The sequence below is a fragment of the Mariprofundus ferrinatatus genome (assembly GCF_002795825.1).
Taxonomy (GTDB): domain Bacteria; phylum Pseudomonadota; class Zetaproteobacteria; order Mariprofundales; family Mariprofundaceae; genus Mariprofundus; species Mariprofundus ferrinatatus.
The window spans coordinates 742,001-759,280 of the sequence record NZ_CP018800.1; the positions used below are offsets into that span (position 1 = coordinate 742,001).

General features: G+C 54.4%; 18 protein-coding genes. 7 read left to right on the plus strand and 11 right to left on the minus strand.

The genetic code is table 11. From position 1 onward, the window contains the following. The first annotated feature begins 393 nt into the window (after nt 1-393). Together Ga0123462_RS03610 and Ga0123462_RS03615 are read left to right on the plus strand one after the other, a co-directional pair. Complete coding sequence (locus Ga0123462_RS03610) at nt 394-1,344, plus strand: RluA family pseudouridine synthase (protein WP_100265040.1); 951 nt, start codon at nt 394-396, stop codon at nt 1,342-1,344. Between the two features lie 93 nt (nt 1,345-1,437). Then, nucleotides 1,438-1,872 carry a hypothetical protein gene (locus Ga0123462_RS03615; protein WP_100265041.1) on the plus strand — a complete coding sequence of 145 codons (435 nt, stop codon included), beginning with the start codon at nt 1,438-1,440 and terminating at the stop codon, nt 1,870-1,872. A gap of 33 nt (nt 1,873-1,905) precedes the next feature. On the opposite strand, the gene Ga0123462_RS03620 is transcribed toward Ga0123462_RS03615, so the two are convergent. The 11 genes from Ga0123462_RS03620 to Ga0123462_RS03670 all read right to left on the minus strand — a co-directional run bounded on the left by Ga0123462_RS03620 (nt 1,906) and on the right by Ga0123462_RS03670 (nt 12,887). Next, nucleotides 1,906-3,972 carry a CHASE2 domain-containing protein gene (locus Ga0123462_RS03620; protein WP_100265042.1) on the minus strand — a complete coding sequence of 689 codons (2,067 nt, stop codon included), beginning with the start codon at nt 3,970-3,972 and terminating at the stop codon, nt 1,906-1,908. 110 nt (nt 3,973-4,082) lie between these two features. Further along, the gene (locus Ga0123462_RS03625; RefSeq protein WP_157821258.1) at nt 4,083-5,429 is read right to left on the minus strand and encodes a surface lipoprotein assembly modifier; all 1,347 of its coding nucleotides are present in this window, start codon (nt 5,427-5,429) and stop codon (nt 4,083-4,085) included. A gap of 69 nt (nt 5,430-5,498) precedes the next feature. Beyond that, entirely contained in the window at nt 5,499-7,211 is a 1,713-nt protein-coding gene (locus Ga0123462_RS03630; RefSeq protein WP_100265044.1) for a FecR family protein, read from the minus strand. 214 nt (nt 7,212-7,425) lie between these two features. After that, on the minus strand, nt 7,426-8,331 hold the full coding sequence (locus Ga0123462_RS03635) for a Tim44 domain-containing protein (RefSeq protein WP_100265045.1): 906 nt from the start codon (nt 8,329-8,331) through the stop codon (nt 7,426-7,428). Continuing rightward, the gene (locus tag Ga0123462_RS03640) at nt 8,328-8,831 is read right to left on the minus strand and encodes a DciA family protein (protein WP_100265046.1); all 504 of its coding nucleotides are present in this window, start codon (nt 8,829-8,831) and stop codon (nt 8,328-8,330) included. The genes Ga0123462_RS03635 and Ga0123462_RS03640 overlap by 4 nt, the downstream gene beginning before the upstream one ends. Nucleotides 8,832-8,862: 31 nt before the next feature. Continuing rightward, the gene (locus Ga0123462_RS03645) at nt 8,863-9,198 is read right to left on the minus strand and encodes a histidine triad nucleotide-binding protein (RefSeq protein WP_100265047.1); all 336 of its coding nucleotides are present in this window, start codon (nt 9,196-9,198) and stop codon (nt 8,863-8,865) included. 80 nt (nt 9,199-9,278) lie between these two features. Further along, nucleotides 9,279-9,845: a PhnA domain-containing protein gene (locus tag Ga0123462_RS03650; RefSeq protein ID WP_100265048.1), complete on the minus strand. Its 567-nt coding sequence runs from the start codon at nt 9,843-9,845 to the stop codon at nt 9,279-9,281. 100 nt (nt 9,846-9,945) lie between these two features. Then, entirely contained in the window at nt 9,946-10,602 is a 657-nt protein-coding gene (locus Ga0123462_RS03655) for a class I SAM-dependent methyltransferase (RefSeq protein ID WP_100265049.1), read from the minus strand. Between the two features lie 187 nt (nt 10,603-10,789). Further along, nucleotides 10,790-11,074 (minus strand): DUF3817 domain-containing protein, encoded by a 285-nt coding sequence (locus Ga0123462_RS03660; RefSeq protein ID WP_100265050.1) that lies wholly within the window; start codon nt 11,072-11,074, stop codon nt 10,790-10,792. A 44-nt stretch (nt 11,075-11,118) separates the two neighbouring features. Then, complete coding sequence (gene puuE / locus Ga0123462_RS03665) at nt 11,119-12,018, minus strand: allantoinase PuuE (protein ID WP_100265051.1); 900 nt, start codon at nt 12,016-12,018, stop codon at nt 11,119-11,121. Continuing rightward, the gene (locus Ga0123462_RS03670) at nt 12,018-12,887 is read right to left on the minus strand and encodes a GNAT family N-acetyltransferase (RefSeq protein ID WP_100266474.1); all 870 of its coding nucleotides are present in this window, start codon (nt 12,885-12,887) and stop codon (nt 12,018-12,020) included. The genes puuE and Ga0123462_RS03670 overlap by 1 nt, the downstream gene beginning before the upstream one ends. A gap of 77 nt (nt 12,888-12,964) precedes the next feature. Here Ga0123462_RS03670 and Ga0123462_RS11325 point away from each other — a divergent pair, with 77 nt between their 5' ends. From Ga0123462_RS11325 to Ga0123462_RS03690, 5 genes are all read left to right on the plus strand, one after another. Next, a complete protein-coding gene (locus tag Ga0123462_RS11325) occupies nt 12,965-13,138 on the plus strand; it encodes a hypothetical protein (RefSeq protein WP_157821260.1) in 174 nt (57 codons plus the stop codon). A gap of 221 nt (nt 13,139-13,359) precedes the next feature. Then, nucleotides 13,360-14,418 (plus strand): ornithine cyclodeaminase family protein, encoded by a 1,059-nt coding sequence (locus tag Ga0123462_RS03675; protein ID WP_100265052.1) that lies wholly within the window; start codon nt 13,360-13,362, stop codon nt 14,416-14,418. A 15-nt stretch (nt 14,419-14,433) separates the two neighbouring features. Then, nucleotides 14,434-14,739: a (2Fe-2S)-binding protein gene (locus Ga0123462_RS03680; protein WP_100265053.1), complete on the plus strand. Its 306-nt coding sequence runs from the start codon at nt 14,434-14,436 to the stop codon at nt 14,737-14,739. After that, the gene (locus Ga0123462_RS03685) at nt 14,739-16,133 is read left to right on the plus strand and encodes an FAD/NAD(P)-dependent oxidoreductase (RefSeq protein ID WP_100265054.1); all 1,395 of its coding nucleotides are present in this window, start codon (nt 14,739-14,741) and stop codon (nt 16,131-16,133) included. Before Ga0123462_RS03680 ends, Ga0123462_RS03685 begins: the two co-directional genes overlap by 1 nt. Further along, nucleotides 16,130-17,242: an NAD(P)/FAD-dependent oxidoreductase gene (locus Ga0123462_RS03690; protein ID WP_100265055.1), complete on the plus strand. Its 1,113-nt coding sequence runs from the start codon at nt 16,130-16,132 to the stop codon at nt 17,240-17,242. Before Ga0123462_RS03685 ends, Ga0123462_RS03690 begins: the two co-directional genes overlap by 4 nt. Nucleotides 17,243-17,280: the final 38 nt, after the last annotated feature.

Genomic DNA, 17,280 nt, shown 5'->3' on the forward strand with positions numbered 1-17,280 from the left:
CAGATTGGCAGCAACAGGTCCGCACGAACAGCCCTGCCAAACGGCGGAACAGCCCGCTGTTTTCGGGATGGATTAACCCCTTACAGCTGCAGAGTTGCGGACTATTCAGTCACGTCTTTTTTCGCTCACACCCTCGTTTTGTCGGGGCGGCAAGCAATAAGTCTTTCAAACACTTTCTAGTTACTTATGCAGGCTCAACGTTGGCAAACGATCACATGACATCTTCGCATCTCAGGCAATACGGGTTATAAATTCCCTGCCGTCTACTTCGTCGGAGGCTGGGATTCCCGGGTACAAATCACTACCATTGCCTGTGTGCCGGTGGTTGTCGTGTGATGCAGGAAAACACGGAGCTCACTGCATAGCGATGCGACTCTATAGACCAAAGGCGGTTTGGCAAGAAAAATGCACGAAAACGGTATCTTAACTGTAGACCAAAATGAAGAAGGAAGCCGCCTGGATCGGGTGCTGATTCGCCAGCTTGGTATTTCACATCGCTCATTGATTCTTCGACTGATCCGCAAAGGCAATGTGCGCGTCAACAGGAAGCGTGCAAAACCTGAAACACGCCTTTCATGTGGCGACCAGATCTTTCTACCTGCCAGCCTGCGTGAACCGGAGCAGCAGGATCATGCTGTGGTCCCACTCTCTCTTCTCAGGAAGGCAGAGGCACTGTCCGTGCTTTTCGAGGATGAGTGGCTGCTGGCAGTCAACAAGCCCGCAGGGGTCGTCGTGCACGGCGGTTCCGGTCACGATGCCGGGCTGATAGAAGCGCTCAAGGAGCAGCGCGGGCTGGCTGATCTCAGGCTTGCCCACCGACTTGATCGCGATACCTCCGGAGTACTGCTGTTGGCCAAGAATCTGGAGGCATTGAGAAGGCTTACCGAGTCCTTTCGTGAACGCGATATGCAGAAAACCTATTTCGCCCTTGTGGCTGGCCACCCCTTTGCCCATGCCGGGCGTATGACATCGAAACTAACCAAGGGCGTTGTGCGCGGCGGTGAGCGTATGGTGGTCGATTCGGAAGAGGGCAAAGAGTCCATCACAGACTATCAGGTCATCATGCAGTACAAGAAAAATGGTTTCGACTATTCGATGGTTGCGCTCACCCCTCATAGCGGGCGCACCCATCAATTGCGCGTGCAGATGCAGAATGAAGGGCATTCGATTCTCGGTGACGGTAAATACGGTGAAAGGGAGCAGCTTGCCGCCTATAAATCACTGGGTGGCAAAGGGCTGATGCTGCATGCATGGCGCTTACGTTTGAATCATCCGGTTACAGGCAGGCAGTTCGAACTTCAGGCGCCCTGGCCCAAGAGTTGGTCTCCGCTGCTTGAGAAATAGCTTCAAAGTTCAAAATCGGATGAAATAGGTCTCTGCAGATTCGGCAACCGCGATTTGCATCTGCTATAATAATAGCAGTAGAGGAGGTCTGTTATGAACGCTTCCGACCACCCGAATTCGAATAAAATCCCATCCGCGAAAGCAAATGATTTTGATGGGCCCGGCTCGCCGTATGGCGAGGGCTTTACAAAAACGAAAGACCCGAATGTAACGTACGGAAGGCGGGCCAGTCACCGGATTGGCAGCTGCGTTTCAAAAATGGGCGAGATGTTGCACGGTTGTTTGGATCGTTGTGAGAATAGTGAAGTGGTGAACATCTCTATCGATCGTGGCGGCTGGTTGTTGATCGTACCCTACACTGTCGGTGTTATCCTGTTTCTGGTGGGATGGTTTCTCAGTGCAGAGGCGGTAAGAGTCCTGTGGCTGTTGATTACCGGGTTGATTGCAGTAGTCGGATTTGTCGGACTGGTGATGGTGTACCTGATTATTCGGGATCGCTCCCAAGGTGGGCATGGCAAAGGTTATTAGCAGCAGTTCTTCGCGCAAATATGATGCGACATCTCAGGTGCCGGGGCGCGAGTCGATCTCCATATCTACCAGTTCATAGACAACCACGGCGTTCTGTTTGCCCTTTACCTTTACCTCATCCAGACGTCTTGCCTCGACATGTCCAAAGCCATCTTTTATGCCTGTTCCGTTTTTGTCAGGCAGAAGATGGCTGATTTCTGCCAGGGTGAATTCCGTAACCATCAGGTGTGCATTGTAGTTGCGGGTCAGGGCTTCAACGCGTGCGCCCAGGTTTACTGCGTCACCAATAATCGTGTAATCCATCTTCTTCGACTCGGAGCCGATATTGCCGACCACCACTTCACCGCTGTTCAAACCGATACCAATGTCCAGTTTTTCTCTGCCTTCAGCCTCCCATTTCTCATGCAATTCATAGAGTCGGTGCAGCATATGCAGAGCGCAGTGGGTAGCCAGCTCTGCATGGTTTTTCTGCTCCCCGGGAGCGCCCCAGAAAGCCATGATCTCGTCGCCGACAAACTTATCGAGCGTGCCATTCCAGTGCATGATCACATCGGTCATTTCAGATAGCAGCTCGTTGAGTACCGACACCACCTCCTCCGGGGTATGGTTCTCGGAGAAGGTGGTGAATCCGCGCACATCGGAAAACAGGACAGTTACATTCCTGCGCACGCCACCCAGCTTTGCCATCTCCGGATGTTCAATCATCTCATCGACGACCTTCTCGGTGGTATAACGCGAAAAGATTGAGCGGATCTGCCTTGCCCTGTTCTCCTCGGTGAAAAAGCGGTAGGTGGTTAACGTGGTATACAGGATGCTCAGGGTAAGTGCCGGAACGACAACATGAACCCAGATATTATGAGCCACAAATGCGTACTGTGTGAGGCCAAGGTATATGAGCAGCAGCACTCCGAAGAAGAGGCCGCTTGCGAATGCGCCGAAGTAGGGCACTGTCAAAGCCATCACAAAGGCGAAGAATACGATTGCGACCACATCGAGCAGCGTCGTCCACTCCTCTTTGACCATGTAGTTGAGGCTGAGAATGTTCTCAATCACGGTGGCCTGCTTTTCAACACCGGTAAGTTCGGTAAAGGGCGTGACATGGATGTCACCGGTGCCTAGTGCTGCAGCGCCGATCAGGACAATCTTTCCTTTCAAACTGGAAACAGGGATTTGCCCTTTCAGAATATCGATGGCGGGATAGGTGGGGAAGTTCCCGCGCTCTCCGAGATAGTTGATCAAAATACGACCGGAAACATCGGTCGGCAAATCGATTTTATCTCCGAGAATAATACGGTCGCCGGTGACTACCTTCACATCCTGTTGCCGCAACCCTTTATAAATGCGCACAATTTCAAAACCAAACGAGGGATAGATATCCTCTCCCATCTTGATATAAAGTGCTTCCCAGCGAATGGCGCCGTCCGGATCATACAGGGAATAGACATGCCCGATTGATGCAGAGACTTCTGCCAGCCTCTCAAACGGCGTCAGGGCTGTTTGGGCCACAACCGGCTTGTAGGCCGGACCAGGCTTGGAAAGCATAAAGGCGTACCATGGCATGAATTCCGGGAGGGCAGCTACATGTTCCCTGTTTTCCATCGCCTCGAATACATGCGGGGCAAATGCCAGAACCACATTGCCGGCATTACCGACGGCTTTTACCAGTGCGGCATCAACATCATTGGCCTGCTCCAGTAGCTGCAGTTGCTTCAGGTATTCCTTATTTGCGTCCGGAAGCATCTGATATGCGCTGCTGAGGTTACGGACCGACTCCAGCCCTTTACTCGTTTCAGGTAGTTGATAGAGGTAATCAATGCCGATAACAGCGGGCTCCATGGTCGATAGTTTTTCGACCAGGGTAGCCATGTTGCCGCGCGTCCAGATATTGAGGCCAAGGCTGTCCAGCGTTTTGTCATCGATGGCAACGATCGCGATATCTGCCTCAGCGGATCGCTCACCGCGCAGAAGCGTGCGGATATCAAATGTTTTCGCTTCCAGATAATCGACAAAAATGGGCGGTGTGACTGTTACATATACGGCAGCCGCCACCATGAGTGCGGCAAGCACAAAGTAGGGGGCTTTTTGCTTAACCGGCCGCATCTATCTCAACCCCAATGAGGATAAGGGGCAGGGCAGAATATGCATTGCTGTAATTTCCGGCCATAACTTCATTCCTCAGGGCAGGAGGCACCCCGCTGGTAATACAGAGATCAAAAATCGCGTACAAATGCTACCTTGCCATATGTTCTCTGATACCGATACAGATCAATGTTACACCGATTATCCACATGACCAAGCACGACCCTCGGTGCAAAGCCACCCACGCTTAACGCCAGAGGGGTAATGGCAAGCTCTATCGATTGCTTCTTTTCCTGCCTTTTTTTACCAAAGAAGGGATCAGCCAACGAATAACGGGTTTCCAGGTAATCAAGCATCAACGAGGCATTCAGTTTCAAAGGGAGTTCCGCGGAGACCCCCGCTTTTGCTCCGGATGAGATGAAATTATAAATTTTATCGCGTGCCTTGTTCTGGCCGATGCTTGCTCCTGTATTCCACATGACACCACTCGCAGTCGCCCTGGAGATATCCAGTGTCAGCCAGTGCTGCCAGCCATCGCGGAGCGGGTAATTGGGGTAACGCAGCTGTTTGCTCTCGATGGCGGGGTTCAGGGTCCAGCCACTGATTGTGCGATAGAGGTCAGAGATGCGGAATGCAGCCCCGTCGAACAGGTTGCGACCGCCATAGAATGCACCGTGCCAGCCTGCCTCAAAGGAGGTTGAGTGGCCCGGGCTCCACTGCATGGTCCAGCCGGCAAGCCCCATCAGGTAGGTGAGGTTATACTGGTTGGCAGAAGGGTGGTTCTGGTGTTCCAGGACTCCGCGCAGGCTGAATTGCCGCGACTCACCAAAGCGGTACTGCCCCTGCCAGTTTACACCGATACCTTTGCCGCTCTGCTGCCTTGCTGTGGGGCTTAAGACAAAGCGGCGACCGCCGATGATGACAGCTTCACTTGCCGTAGCCTGGTTAACATTACTGTCGCCCAATATCTCGAATGAGAGGATCTGGCTGAAGGTGAGGCGTTCGATCTGGTTGATAAAGAGCAGCACATTTTTGCGCACCCCTTCTGGCAGGCCAGGTTCACCGAGCACACGTTGGAAGTGGTGCTGTGATGCCTCGGTGTCGCCGACCATGAACAGCGCTCGTGCAAGATCCAGCCGCACGCGCAAAACTGCAGGATCACGCTCCAGCATGGCGCGGTAGAACTTGATGGCGCTGTTCCAGTCACCACGCAGTTCGGCAAGCTTGGCGGCGATAAACAGTGCCTGCATCGGTGGATGCGGAAGCTTTAATAGTTCGTTCACGACAATCGATGCAAGATCGACTCTTCCTTCAACCAGCAGTTGTGTTGCTACCTGTGCAAGCTCTTCAGGCGTAGCCGTTGATTGGGCAGAAGAGGTGACTATCGTTCCCTGCTGCTGACTGAGACTATCTGATTGTTCAGCCATGGCTGCAAAGGGGATGATGATGGCAAGTATCAGCAGAATTCTAACAGCCATATTCTCCTTCCCTTTACCAAACATACGGCCCCTTATCGAGGCCGCATGGATGTAGATTAGGAATGTAATCTATTGCCCAACAAACAGGCCCTGCAAGCGCCCATTGGGGGCAGTTGCTTGTGTTGCGGTAAACGCACCTCCGATATTTTGTGCAGCAGGCCCGAAGAAAGCACCCTTAACCTGTCCGGTATAAGTCGTGTCTTGACTGGTAATTCCCGCGGTAAAGGTGTTGCCGGTAATGGTGCCGGGAGCGCCACCAGTTAGCGAGAAGTTTAAGTTGTTGGCAGGCAGGGCAATATCATATGCGCCTGGTGCAATTTGGGCTCTTGTCGTGGTTCCTGTGGAGTTGAACTGCGTCACCTGATTGGCGCCGAAATTGACAGTAACCTGCAGGTTGGCATTGAACACGAAGTCATGATCAATAGCTGCTGGTGTAGAGTGAATCCAGCCCTGCGCGACCCCGTTATAGGTGGCGGCACCTGCAGGGAGGGCGTTAACTGGCGTCAGGGTTCCCATGGCGCCATAGCCTGCAAGCCAGTTGTTAGCCGTATTGTCGAGTTGCACGCCCCAGTGGAACAGGTCCACATATTGATATCCAGTAATAGCAACATAGGGACCTACCTGGTTAAAGACTATGTCCGAGTTGGCAAGCGGGGCAGTGGTTGCAGGGGTTCCAGCTGCTCCAAGGGTAAGCCTGTTTGGTTCAAGTGGAACCGCCTGATTGAAGGTGTAAGTGAAGGGGCCATTATATGATCCTGCAGGCGCGCCAGCAGGAATGCTGAACGTACCGTTGATTGTGACACTGGTGATGTTGTTGCCTGCATCACGTGTTACTGTGATCTGATGGTTGGCATCGGGGCCTGTTGCCAGCCCGTTGGGGGAAGCTAGTCCACCTGCAGGCAACATGGTGTACCATTGCTGCTGAACGTAAATCGAGCTTTCTGCAGTAACCGTGGGGCCTGCGCCCGGAAGTGCATTGGCAGGAGTCCCTCCGCTTGAGGTGCTCATGCCAACAGTAACGCCTCCAATGGCGAGAATACCTACGGCGGCAGCTGTTTCACCAATAGCAGTCGTTTCCGCTAATACTTCGGCACCAGGTCCCTGGGGCGGAGTTGAATCCCCCGCTGTTGGCATAGTGATCTCTGTCGCCTCAATTAGCTGATCAAGAAGCTTTGGATCGGTAGGGCTTGGCGGAGTCGGGGGCTGCCCCTGGCTGACATCCACGGTTTGTCCGACAGCACACATCTGCGCGCCGGCTACGCCAGGATCGATATTCCTGATCTCTACCTGACCCTGATTGCATACAAATCGTGTGATGTTTCCCATCACGACAGTAAAAAAGTCGGTGCCTCGAACCGCTGCTACTGCCGTCGGGGTCCTCACTTCAAATTGGGTTTCTCCGGCATCGGTATGGTGGACAATTGAGCGCAAGGTGCCACGCAGTACTTTCAGAGAGCCGTTTTTTAACTTGCTCTCATCAAACATGAAGTTGGTGATCTCAATCTGGGAGGAGGATGCGATCCTGAGCACGGTTTCGTCGATAAAAGTAACCTGTGCCCTGGAGCGCTCGAGCGTGGTTACAAGATCGTTGAGTTCAACACCACTGCCTACCTCTGCCTTGACCGGTTCGGATGCTCCCGTCCTGAGATGTTGAACCTCGTTAAGTGTTGCTGAAATTTCACCAACGGCTTCTGAATAAGCTGAAGCGGGCATGGCAAGTATTGAAATGGCAAATGCCAGAGTTATCTGAATCATGGATTGATGGCGATAGAACTTGAACACTCTTTCCTCCTCAAATCAAACCGTATAGCCAACGAGGCGCTTATTAAAATTGAATGACGTGATTCCCTTTCCTCTATCCAGTGCAACTGTACTACTGATGCAGAACAGCCTGCAAGTAGTACTATTTTAGCAGAAAATATCGAAAATTCTATCGGTGCAAACAAAAAGGCCGGCAGTTATCTGCCGGCCTTTTGTGTGAAATGGAGAAGCTGCTTCAGTGCGCCTGCTGAATGCCTGCCAGATACCAGGTTGGGTCTTCCGAGTTCGGAGCATGCTGGAATATCCACACTTCGTTCACTTCGGCGGTCTGATCTTCTACGGTAGCGCCAGTATGATCCATGGTCTGCTCGCGGAGCAGGCCGTTGTAGTTGACGGCCACCCACTCGAGATCGGACTCGATCCAGCTGTCCGCAATCTCCGCATTGAGTGTCGCCACCTCGGTTCGGTTCTCGCTGTTCGGGCTCATATCCCGACCGATGCGCTCGGCAATCTCAGGGGTACAGAACTTGCGAATATCCTCGATATCGCCGGAGTCCCATGCCTTCTGCATGCGTACGTAAATCTCCTTGGCGGCAGTGACGAAGTGCTTCTCATCGAGTTCAGGGCGGAGTGCAGAACCGACCGGTTCGCGCTCCTCCTCATGAAAATCAAATGCTTCCTGAACCGGCTCAACCTCGGGTTCACTTTTGGATTCGGGATAGTTTCTGATTTCCGGTTCACTGTATGCCGATCCGCTCGCATAGGAGGGCTGCCGTCGCGGCCGGGCTCGCCGGCGCAGGAAATAGAGTACCAGAAAGATAATGCCGCCTATGACCACGATATCGAACAGGTTGGCGCCCTCGAATGCGCCGCCGAAGAACATCGCGCCAAGAATGCCGCCAAGCGCCAGGCCGCCAAGCATTCCCATGAAACCGGTTCGTGCTGCGCCGCGCTGGTTTGCCGCTGCAGGCTGTTTTGTCGGTGCAGCCTTCTGCTGTGAAAAACTGTTTGATTTCGGCTGGCTCATGCGCTGCTTTCCAAAACTTGAACCCATACCAAGGCGCTTGGCTTCTGCGATGTCCACGCCAGAAATCATGATGCCGAAGATGGCGATCAAACCCAGTGTCATCAATTTTCTCATCTGTTCTCCTCTTCGTTGCCGTATGCAATCTGAGCAATATGTGCCTGATAGGCGGCCTTGCGCAAGTCGCGATCCTTAATGGCTGCGACGTCGCGTGCAACCCTCCGTTTCTCGGCGAAGCTCAGATGGCGCGCCTTCGGTTTCGGTGCTTTCGGTTTAATACCTGCTCCCGGCTGCATGCGGGTGCTGATTTTGTGAAGGTTGCTGATCTGCGCGAGTTTGTAGCAGGCTTTGCGGATATCATCGCGCAGAAAGCGGATCTGCTGCCCCATGATCGGGTGATCGACGGCAACCCAGAGGCAGTATCCATCATCTGTAATATGCTCAATCTGGATCGGCTCGGTTCGTGTTGCCATCATCGGACCGACGATATCGGGCCATGCTCGGCGAAGTCGCGCCATGCCCATCAGCTTATTCAGCGAATCCTCACCGAGAATATCGGCGATGCCACCGTGAATGCCCTTCAGTCTGGAGCGGGGTCGTTTGCCGCGAAAGCTCAACTATTTAGTCCCCTGATCAACGGCAGTCTCCTCAAAAAGGAAGCTTTTTGCCGCCCAGGATATGGGCATGGATATGATCAATCTCCTGCCCGCCACCTTCGCGAACATTAAGAATGACGCGGTAACCTGCATCCAGCTTCAGTTCTGCAGCGGCGATGTGGCGAACACGATCCATCATCAGTCCGAGCAGGGCAGTATCCTGCTCTGTAGCATCGGCAAGAGAAGCCAGGTGAAATTTGGGGATCACCAGCACATGGGTCGGTGCCTTCGGATGAATATCGTGAAAAGCGAGGAAGTCCTCATCCTCATAGACCATGCTGCAGGGGATCTCGCCGGCAGCGATTTTGCAAAACAGGCAGTCACTCATCATACACTTCCTTGTTGAATCATCTGAACGCTCTGAAATGTAGCAAGGGCGGGTGGATAATCAAAGCAGCCGGAATCAGCCTATTTCTTTACGAACTTTGTGAGGATAACAATAAGCTGGCCATCGACTCGCCCTTCAATCTGCTCGGCGTTATCCTGTACAAGGCGGATATTACGCACTGCCGTACCACGCTTGGCTGTGATGCTGGAGCCCTTTACATCAAGATCCTTGGTCAGGGTTACTGTGTCACCCGCCTCCAGCACTGCACCGTTACTGTCGCGGTGAATAATCTTCTCTTCATCACTCGCACTGCCAGATTCAGCCCAGCTGCGCACCTCATCTTCCAGATACATCATGTCGAGAAGATCCTGCGGCCAGCCTTCGGAACGCAGGCGGGTCAGCATGCGCCACGCCATCACCTGCACGGCTGGCACCTGACTCCACATGGCATCGTTCAGGCAGCGCCAGTGGTTCGCATCGACTGTGTCAGGATTCTCAATCTGTCCACGGCAGGTTTCGCAGATCAGCACACTCTGCTCGGCCGATCCATTTGAGGGGGCAACTTCGTAAATGCCCAGGCTATCCTCAGCACCGCACAGCTCGCATTTTGATTCGCTGCGTGCCAGCAGTTCTTTTTCAACACTCATGTTTATCCCCTTGACCGAGGTGTATCTTTGATGGCTGCGAAGCATGAGGCCACAAATAGTGAAGTCAATTTCTGACCTGTGATGCAGGTTAACTGGAAGGTTACCGTTTATAACGAAGAACCTGTCCGCGCGGCAGAGGTCTTTCGAGATACTCATCGGTATTGATTGGCCTGCTCTGGCTGTGGGAAAATCCATGCTTCACCATCAGTCTGCTGAAGCGTGCATGTTTGCCTCGGCCGGGATCGACTATAATGACTTCACAGTGTGCTCTGGCATGCTGGTTGATGAATTCTGATAACAGTTCGGCATGTTCCTGTTCATATAAAAGATCACTGCCGATAATCAGGTCAAACTCCCCAAGGTCAGTTTTTTCATCAGCCCAGCCGGTGCGCACATACGGGATATCGCTGGCTCTGTTCAGTTCCGTGTTTTCCTGCAGAAAGGAGCCGGCCTCAGGGTGGTAATCGGTAGCTGTGATGTCGGCATCTCTTTGATTCAGGACATGGCTGGAGAGTGCGATACCGCAGCCCACTTCGAGAATGCGTTTGCCATTGATGTCGAAGTCAGCCATGAGGCGGGCGAGCACTTCGCCCGATGGCCAGACAATACCGAACAGAGGCCATGTGGCCGAGGAGATGCCCAACGCTTCTGCCTCACCGTGATCGTCGGAGAACTCCTGATTATCGCGCAGGGTGCGTAGGTGAATATCGACATCGCCGAATTCGATGGTTTGGTAACGTACACGTAGCGAAGACATAAATACCTGCTCAGTCGATAGTTTCGACATACGCAGCATGTGTAACTCAACCGGTTCACTACGCAGAATCGTGAACCCTAGCGGTTCAGGTTAAATTTGCCCAATGGCAGGCCGTTTGCATTGGGATTGTTGGGTTGTAACCGCGTCACTCCCGGCAGGAGGCGAGGAAGGTGATGGCTGTAAGTTTTCAGGAAGCAGGGGCGTTGTTGCGCAGCTTTTTTTCCAGAAAGAAACATCCGAAAGGCAATACGGAGCTGATAAAGGCATAGTTCCAGAAGGATTTTGGCCACTCCTGCTGCCGGCTTACGATCTCAAGCATCGGCAGGAAGGCGAGCCAGAGCACGCCGTGAACAGGACCGGCAATGGCTACCAGGTCGATGTCGTAACCATATTTGGCCGGCATAGCGATAAAAAAGAGGGCAATGAGCGACACCCCTTCTACAAAACTCACGATTCTGAATGTTTTCAACATAAAGCGAACTTTAATATATGCGGATCGATTGTCTAACGGCCGCTTTAGAGTTCGGATGGGTGTTCGCTTAACCAGTGTCTAGCAATATCCTCGCGCCGGCAGATCCAGACATCATCGTGCTGCAGCAGATAGTCTTGAAAGCGCGCCAATGCCATGGCTCTGGCAGGATGACCGCTGATTCTCGGGTGCAGTCCGATGCTCATCATTTTCGGTGCTGTTTCACCCTCCCGCCAGAGCAGATCAAAGCTGTCCTTCAACAGTCTGAAGAAATCCTCGCCTGAGGAAAAACCGTTGGGCTGCAGAAAGCGCATATCGTTGGTGACCAGTGAATAGGGGATCACCAGCTGAGCTGGCGTATCGGTAAGCCAGTAGGGAAGATCGTCGTTATAGGCGTCGGAGAGATAAAGCAGTCCGCCATGTTCGCGTAGCAGCCTGCGCGTATTCTGACTGGTTCTGCCCGTATACCAGCCGACAGGCGACCTGCCGCAGATACGTTCGATGATCCCGAATGTGCGTCGGATATGTTCTCTCTCCTCATCTTCGTGCATGCCATCATAGCTGATCCAGCGGTAACCGTGGCCGGCGATCTCATGACCGCCATCGACCAGCGCTTTACCGATATCCGGATTGAGCTCCAGCGCCTGGCCGACGACAAAGGCGGTCAGCGGAAGTTTGCGCTCTGCAAACAGCCGGAAAATGCGCCAGACTCCGGCACGTGCTCCATATTCATACATACTCTCGACGCTGAAATCCCGCTCACCAATACGCGCAGGCCTGCCGGGCAGCTCATGCAGATAAACCTCGGATTCGTTATCACCATTGAGGATGTTTGATTCCGCACCTTCCTCGATATTGAGCACAAACTGAACGGCGATGCGCGCCTCATCCGGCCAGCGTGGATGCGGGGGGCTGGAGCCGTAGCCAATCAGATCTCGCTGCTGCATCAGCCCAGCTCGAAGGTGGAAACGCCGAAGATTTTTTCATGCGCCAGATCGGGTGCTCCACCCAGATACATGCGAGCGCAGCCAAATACCTCATCCATGGCATGCTTTTCAGCCATTGCGATTGCAGCCGGATTGTTTTCTGGCACATCGAGAAACAGAGGGGCTCCTGCAGAAAAAGCAGAGAGGTGCTGATAGAGCGCTTCGGCGATTTGGGCATTATCGGCAAACAGCGGGCCAATTTTGCAACCTTCGCCGCAGCGACGGATGACGCCATAACCTTGAAGTCGATCATCGCAGCGATAGGCCAGCGCCAGAGATTCGGGCAATGAGACCCATGCACGCAAAAACTCGGGGCGTGGGGCTGGAAAACAGCTGCGGTCGTATGTGAGCAGGTCAGCAAAGGGAATGTTCGCCAGCCGTTCGATGTTGGCATCGGCATCTGCTGCGGTGGTGCCATGCGGTATGTCGGTGCGAAAACGGATGTCGCGGTGGGAGAAGACAAAGCCGCCCTTGGCATAGTAATCCTGCATGTTAAACACACCGTCCATGCCGATAGATGCGCCGGCTTTGAGGCGCCCAAGCAGGCGATTGCGGCGCGCATGCCAGAGCTGGTTGCCGAATCCGTGACCGCGAAATTCGGGCCGGACAATGAAGAAACCCATGAAACCGAATTCGTCGTGATAGGAAGTGATGGCGCCGCCGCCGATCATCTCGCCATCCAGCTCCGCAGCGATATAGGCATCGGGATCAGTAGCCCAGAATGCATCTGCATCGTGCAGGCCGGGATTCCACCCCTCAAGTGCAGCCCAGCAGACCAGTTCATCCACCTCGCTTCGCGTCATATTGCGAATAACAAGATCATTCGACATGGCGGTACCTCCCATGTACAGGAGTTAAAAACAATCTCCGTTTGTGATGACTATAGAAGAGCAGTGGAGAAAAGGGAATGAGCGAGCTTTGTTCAGGCTCTGCCGATCCATATCGTATGCTGCACACCCTTTTTGTCCACGCGGATCGAATGGTCGATGCCGCGCTAATAGAGGTGTATGGCGACACCCTGTTCAGTGGCTTCCTCGAAGCGTCGGAAAGGGATCATGGCTTATCCTGTGAATGGGTCTGATGCAGTGCGTGGAAAGCAACCCTGCACGATGGGTTTTTGTTAACAAGCTCCGGTAAAATCATACTGGCATTTAGGCGACCTCTGTCGGGGGTGGTTGAGGCCATGAACATTCTCTTCGCCTTTGAATCCGTAGCCTGTTTTTGGTAGAATCTTTTGCAGAAAAACCTATCAAGGTATCCCTTGGATTTTGACCTAACAGATTTCACTAAAAGAAGGACATAATGAGTCATCACGAAGTAGACTTTAACTATTACTCTCAGGAAGAGCTGCTCAATGCAGGCTGCTTTGATATGCGCCTGATAATCGAGGTGGTGGAGAAGACCCTGCTCGATTTTGAGAAGGGTTCGATCATGTTCCCGGAAAAGATTGTACAGATTTTCGATGAGCAGACCCAGAATCGCATCAACTGTCTGCCGGCGACGATGCTCGATGAGAAGATCTGCGGTGTGAAGTGGGTATCGGTATTCCCCGAAAATCCGCGCAAGTACGATGTGCAGAATCTCTCGGCGATTTTTGTGCTCTCAGAGATTGAGCGCGGTTTCCCCGTTGCTGTGATGGATGGAACCCTTGCCTCGAACATGCGGGTCGGCGCGGTCGGCGCGGTTGCTGCCAAGTACCTTGCCAGAAAGGATGCCGAGACGATCGGCTTTATCGGAGCCGGAGAGCAGGCAAGAATGCACCTACTGGCGATGAAGGTGGTTCGCCCCTCGCTTAAGTTGTGCCGTGTTTCAGCGTTGACAGCTGCTGAAGAGCAGCTCTTTATCGATCAGATGTCGCCAATCGTACCGGATATGGAGTTTATCGCTGCAAACGGTGATTCCCGCCTGGCGATGGAGGGAGCCGATATTCTGGTCACGGCGACTGGTGCTCAGGCGCCACTTTTGAAAGAAGATTGGGTTAAACCCGGAGCCTTCTACAGTCATGTGGGGGGCTGGGAGGATGAGTATGGCGTGGTTTCTCACGCAGACAAGATTGTCTGCGATGATTGGGAGACGGTGAAACACCGGACGCAGACATTGAGCCGGATGTATAAAGAGGGGTTGCTCAAAGATAGCGATATTCATGCCGATCTGCATGAGCTGGTATCGGGCGACAAGCCGGGGCGCGAGTCGGATGATGAGCGCATCTATTTCGATGCCGTGGGCCTCTCCTTCCTCGATGTCGCCATCGCCCTGACCATGTTCAGGCGCGCAAAAGAGGCGGGCGTTGGGCTATCGCTGGAGCTGCAGCACGAGATGATCTTTGAACATGCCGATATTGCCAGCAAGGTACGTCTGTAGTCAGGGCGTGTAACGATGTCCTCACCATTCCGTCGTCTGGATGAGTCAGACGCTCGCTGCATCGAGATTCAGGTCGATGGTCGAAGCGTGCGTGCCCGAGAAGGTGAGTCGGTGGCTGCTGCTCTTCTTGCCGCAGGGCTGCGTGATTTTCGCACCACCCCCATTTCGGGCGCACCCCGTGCCCCTTACTGCATGATGGGGGTCTGCTTTGAGTGCCTGGTGGAGATCAATGGTGTGCCCAATCGCCAATCCTGCCGCATTCCCGTAGAGAAGGGGATGCAGATTCGCCGTCAGCATGGCACAGGTCAGGACTACCGCTAATGGAGCATCATGAACTGATTGTCATCGGAGGCGGTCCCGCAGGGCTTGCTGCTGCAACCGCTGCTGCAGAAACGGGTGTTCAGTGCCTGCTCCTTGATGAACAGGGCACGCCCGGCGGGCAGATCTACCGCGCGGTGGAGACGATTCCTGAAGAGCGTGCCAGGCTGCTCGGTCCCGATTATATCTATGGGCGCAAACTGGTGGATCGCTTTAATGCCAGCAGTGCAACCTATCTTCCCGGCACCTCGCTCTGGAGTCTCAACAGCCGGAGGGAGATAGGTATCCTGCGTGACGGCCAGGCCTCGTTGATGCGAGCTGATCGCATCATCATCGCAAGCGGTGCGATGGAGCGGCCGGTTCCGTTCCCGGGCTGGACACTGCCGGGTGTGATGACGGCAGGGGCGGGACAGATACTGCTTAAATCTTCCGGTGTGGTACCGAAAGACGGGGTGGTACTGGCCGGTGTCGGGCCTCTGCTGCTACTGCTTGGCTGGCAGTATCTTCATGCCGGTGTACCCATTCGCGGGATTCTGGATCTGTCGCCGTATGGCAATATCTGGCGCTCTCTTCCCCATCTGCCGGGCGCACTGATGGCGCATCACTACATCCTGAAAGGGCTGCGTTACCAGATGCAGCTGAAGATGGCCGGGGTGAAGTTCTATGGTGGGGTGAGTGAATTTCATGCGGTTGGCGGCGATGTGCTGGAGGCGGTTGAGTTTACCCATCGCAGAGGCCGCAAACGCATTGAGACCGAACTGCTGCTAAGCCACTTCGGTGTGATTCCGGACAGTCATCTCAGCCGCTGTGCCGGATGCGAACACTACTGGGATCACAGCCAGCTCTGCTGGCGACCTGTGACCGACGAGTGGGATAACAGTTCGATCGAGGGCATTGCTATTGTCGGTGACGGATCCGGTATCGGTGGTGCGGTTGCTGCGCGACATGCCGGTCGCATTGCCGGTTTTGAGGCTGCGCGCGCCCTCGGTTATATCGACACAAAGCAGAGGAATGAGGCGGCCGGTAAAGATCAGCGCTGGATGCACGATGACCTGCGTGTGCGCCCCTTTCTGGAGGCGCGTTTCCACCCTCCGGCCGAGCTGTTGAGTGGCCCCCCTGATGAAACCCTGGTCTGCCGCTGTGAAGAGGTGAGGGCAGGTGAGGTGCGCAGGGCCATGCATGCAGGCCACAGGGATGCCAATCAGGTGAAGTTTCTGACCCGCTGCGGCATGGGGCCATGTCAGGGGCGCCAGTGTGACAATGCCGTCAGCCAGCTTGTCGCCCGTGAACTGGGTGATGAGAAGATGATCTCCGGCGGTTATCGCATCCGTCCGCCGATTCGCCCGCTGACGATCGAGCAGCTTGCCGGACTGGATGTGGGGGATGCATCTCAATGAAAGCGGATGTCATCATTATCGGCGGCGGCCTGCAGGGGCTATCGACCGCACTGCATCTGGGGCGTCGTGGCGTCAAATCGATCGTGCTCGAAAAAGAGAGTCCCGGTCGCCACGCCTCCGGTGTGAATGCCGGCGGCCTGCGCCAGCTCAATCGCCACATGGCCGAGATTCCGCTGACGGTTGAGGCGGCCAGGATGTGGAAAAACATCCGCGAGCTTGTCGATGGCGACTGCGATGTGGTGCTCAGAGGGCAGGTCAGGGTTGCCGAGTCTGATGTGCAGCTTAAGAAGCTGCAGGCGCGCGTGGATATGCTCAGGGCGCAGGGCTACGAGCATGAGCAGATCATCGATCAAGAGACGCTCTACAGGCTTGTGCCGCGGCTGGTGGAGGGGTGTGTCGGCGCGCTCTACAATCCCGATGACGGCTCGGCCCGTCCTTTCCATGCTGCCACCGCCTTTCGTCATAAGGCGATCGCACTCGGAGCAGAGATCCGCAGCGGCGTCGAGGTGCTCGGCATCGAAGAGGGGGGCGATGGCTGGAGGGTCGAAACCAGTCAGGGATCGTTCACTGCTGCAAATGTGGCGAACTGTGCCGGTGCATGGGCCAACCGTTTTGCATCCATGCTTGGCGAGCCCGTGCCGTTAAAACCGCAGGCACCGACGTTGATGGTGACAGAGCGGCTGCCCCATTTCCTCGATCTGACGGTAGGGGCAGAGGGTTATCAGCTCTCCTTCAAGCAGATGCAGAACGGTACGGTGATCATCGGCGGTGCCCATCTGGCGAAGCTCGATTTTGAGCAGGAGAAGAGTGTCATTGATTTCGCCACGCTGAAAACCAGCGCCCAGACCGTGACCCGCTTCTTCCCCCATATGGCGCAGGTTCGCATTGTGCGTACATGGGCGGGCATCGAAGGGTTTATGGCCGACGGTATTCCGGTGATCGGCAAAAGTGCCAAGGCGGCAGGTATCTTTCACGCCTTCGGTTTCTCTGCACACGGATTCCAGCTCTCGCCTGTCGTGGGGCGCATCATGAGCGAGCTGATCCTCGACGGCAAAACCGATCTGCCGATCGAGCCGTTCGATATCCGGCGCTTTCAGAAAACTGAATAAAATTGATGGCTTTGAAAAAGACATCATCGAACCCATGG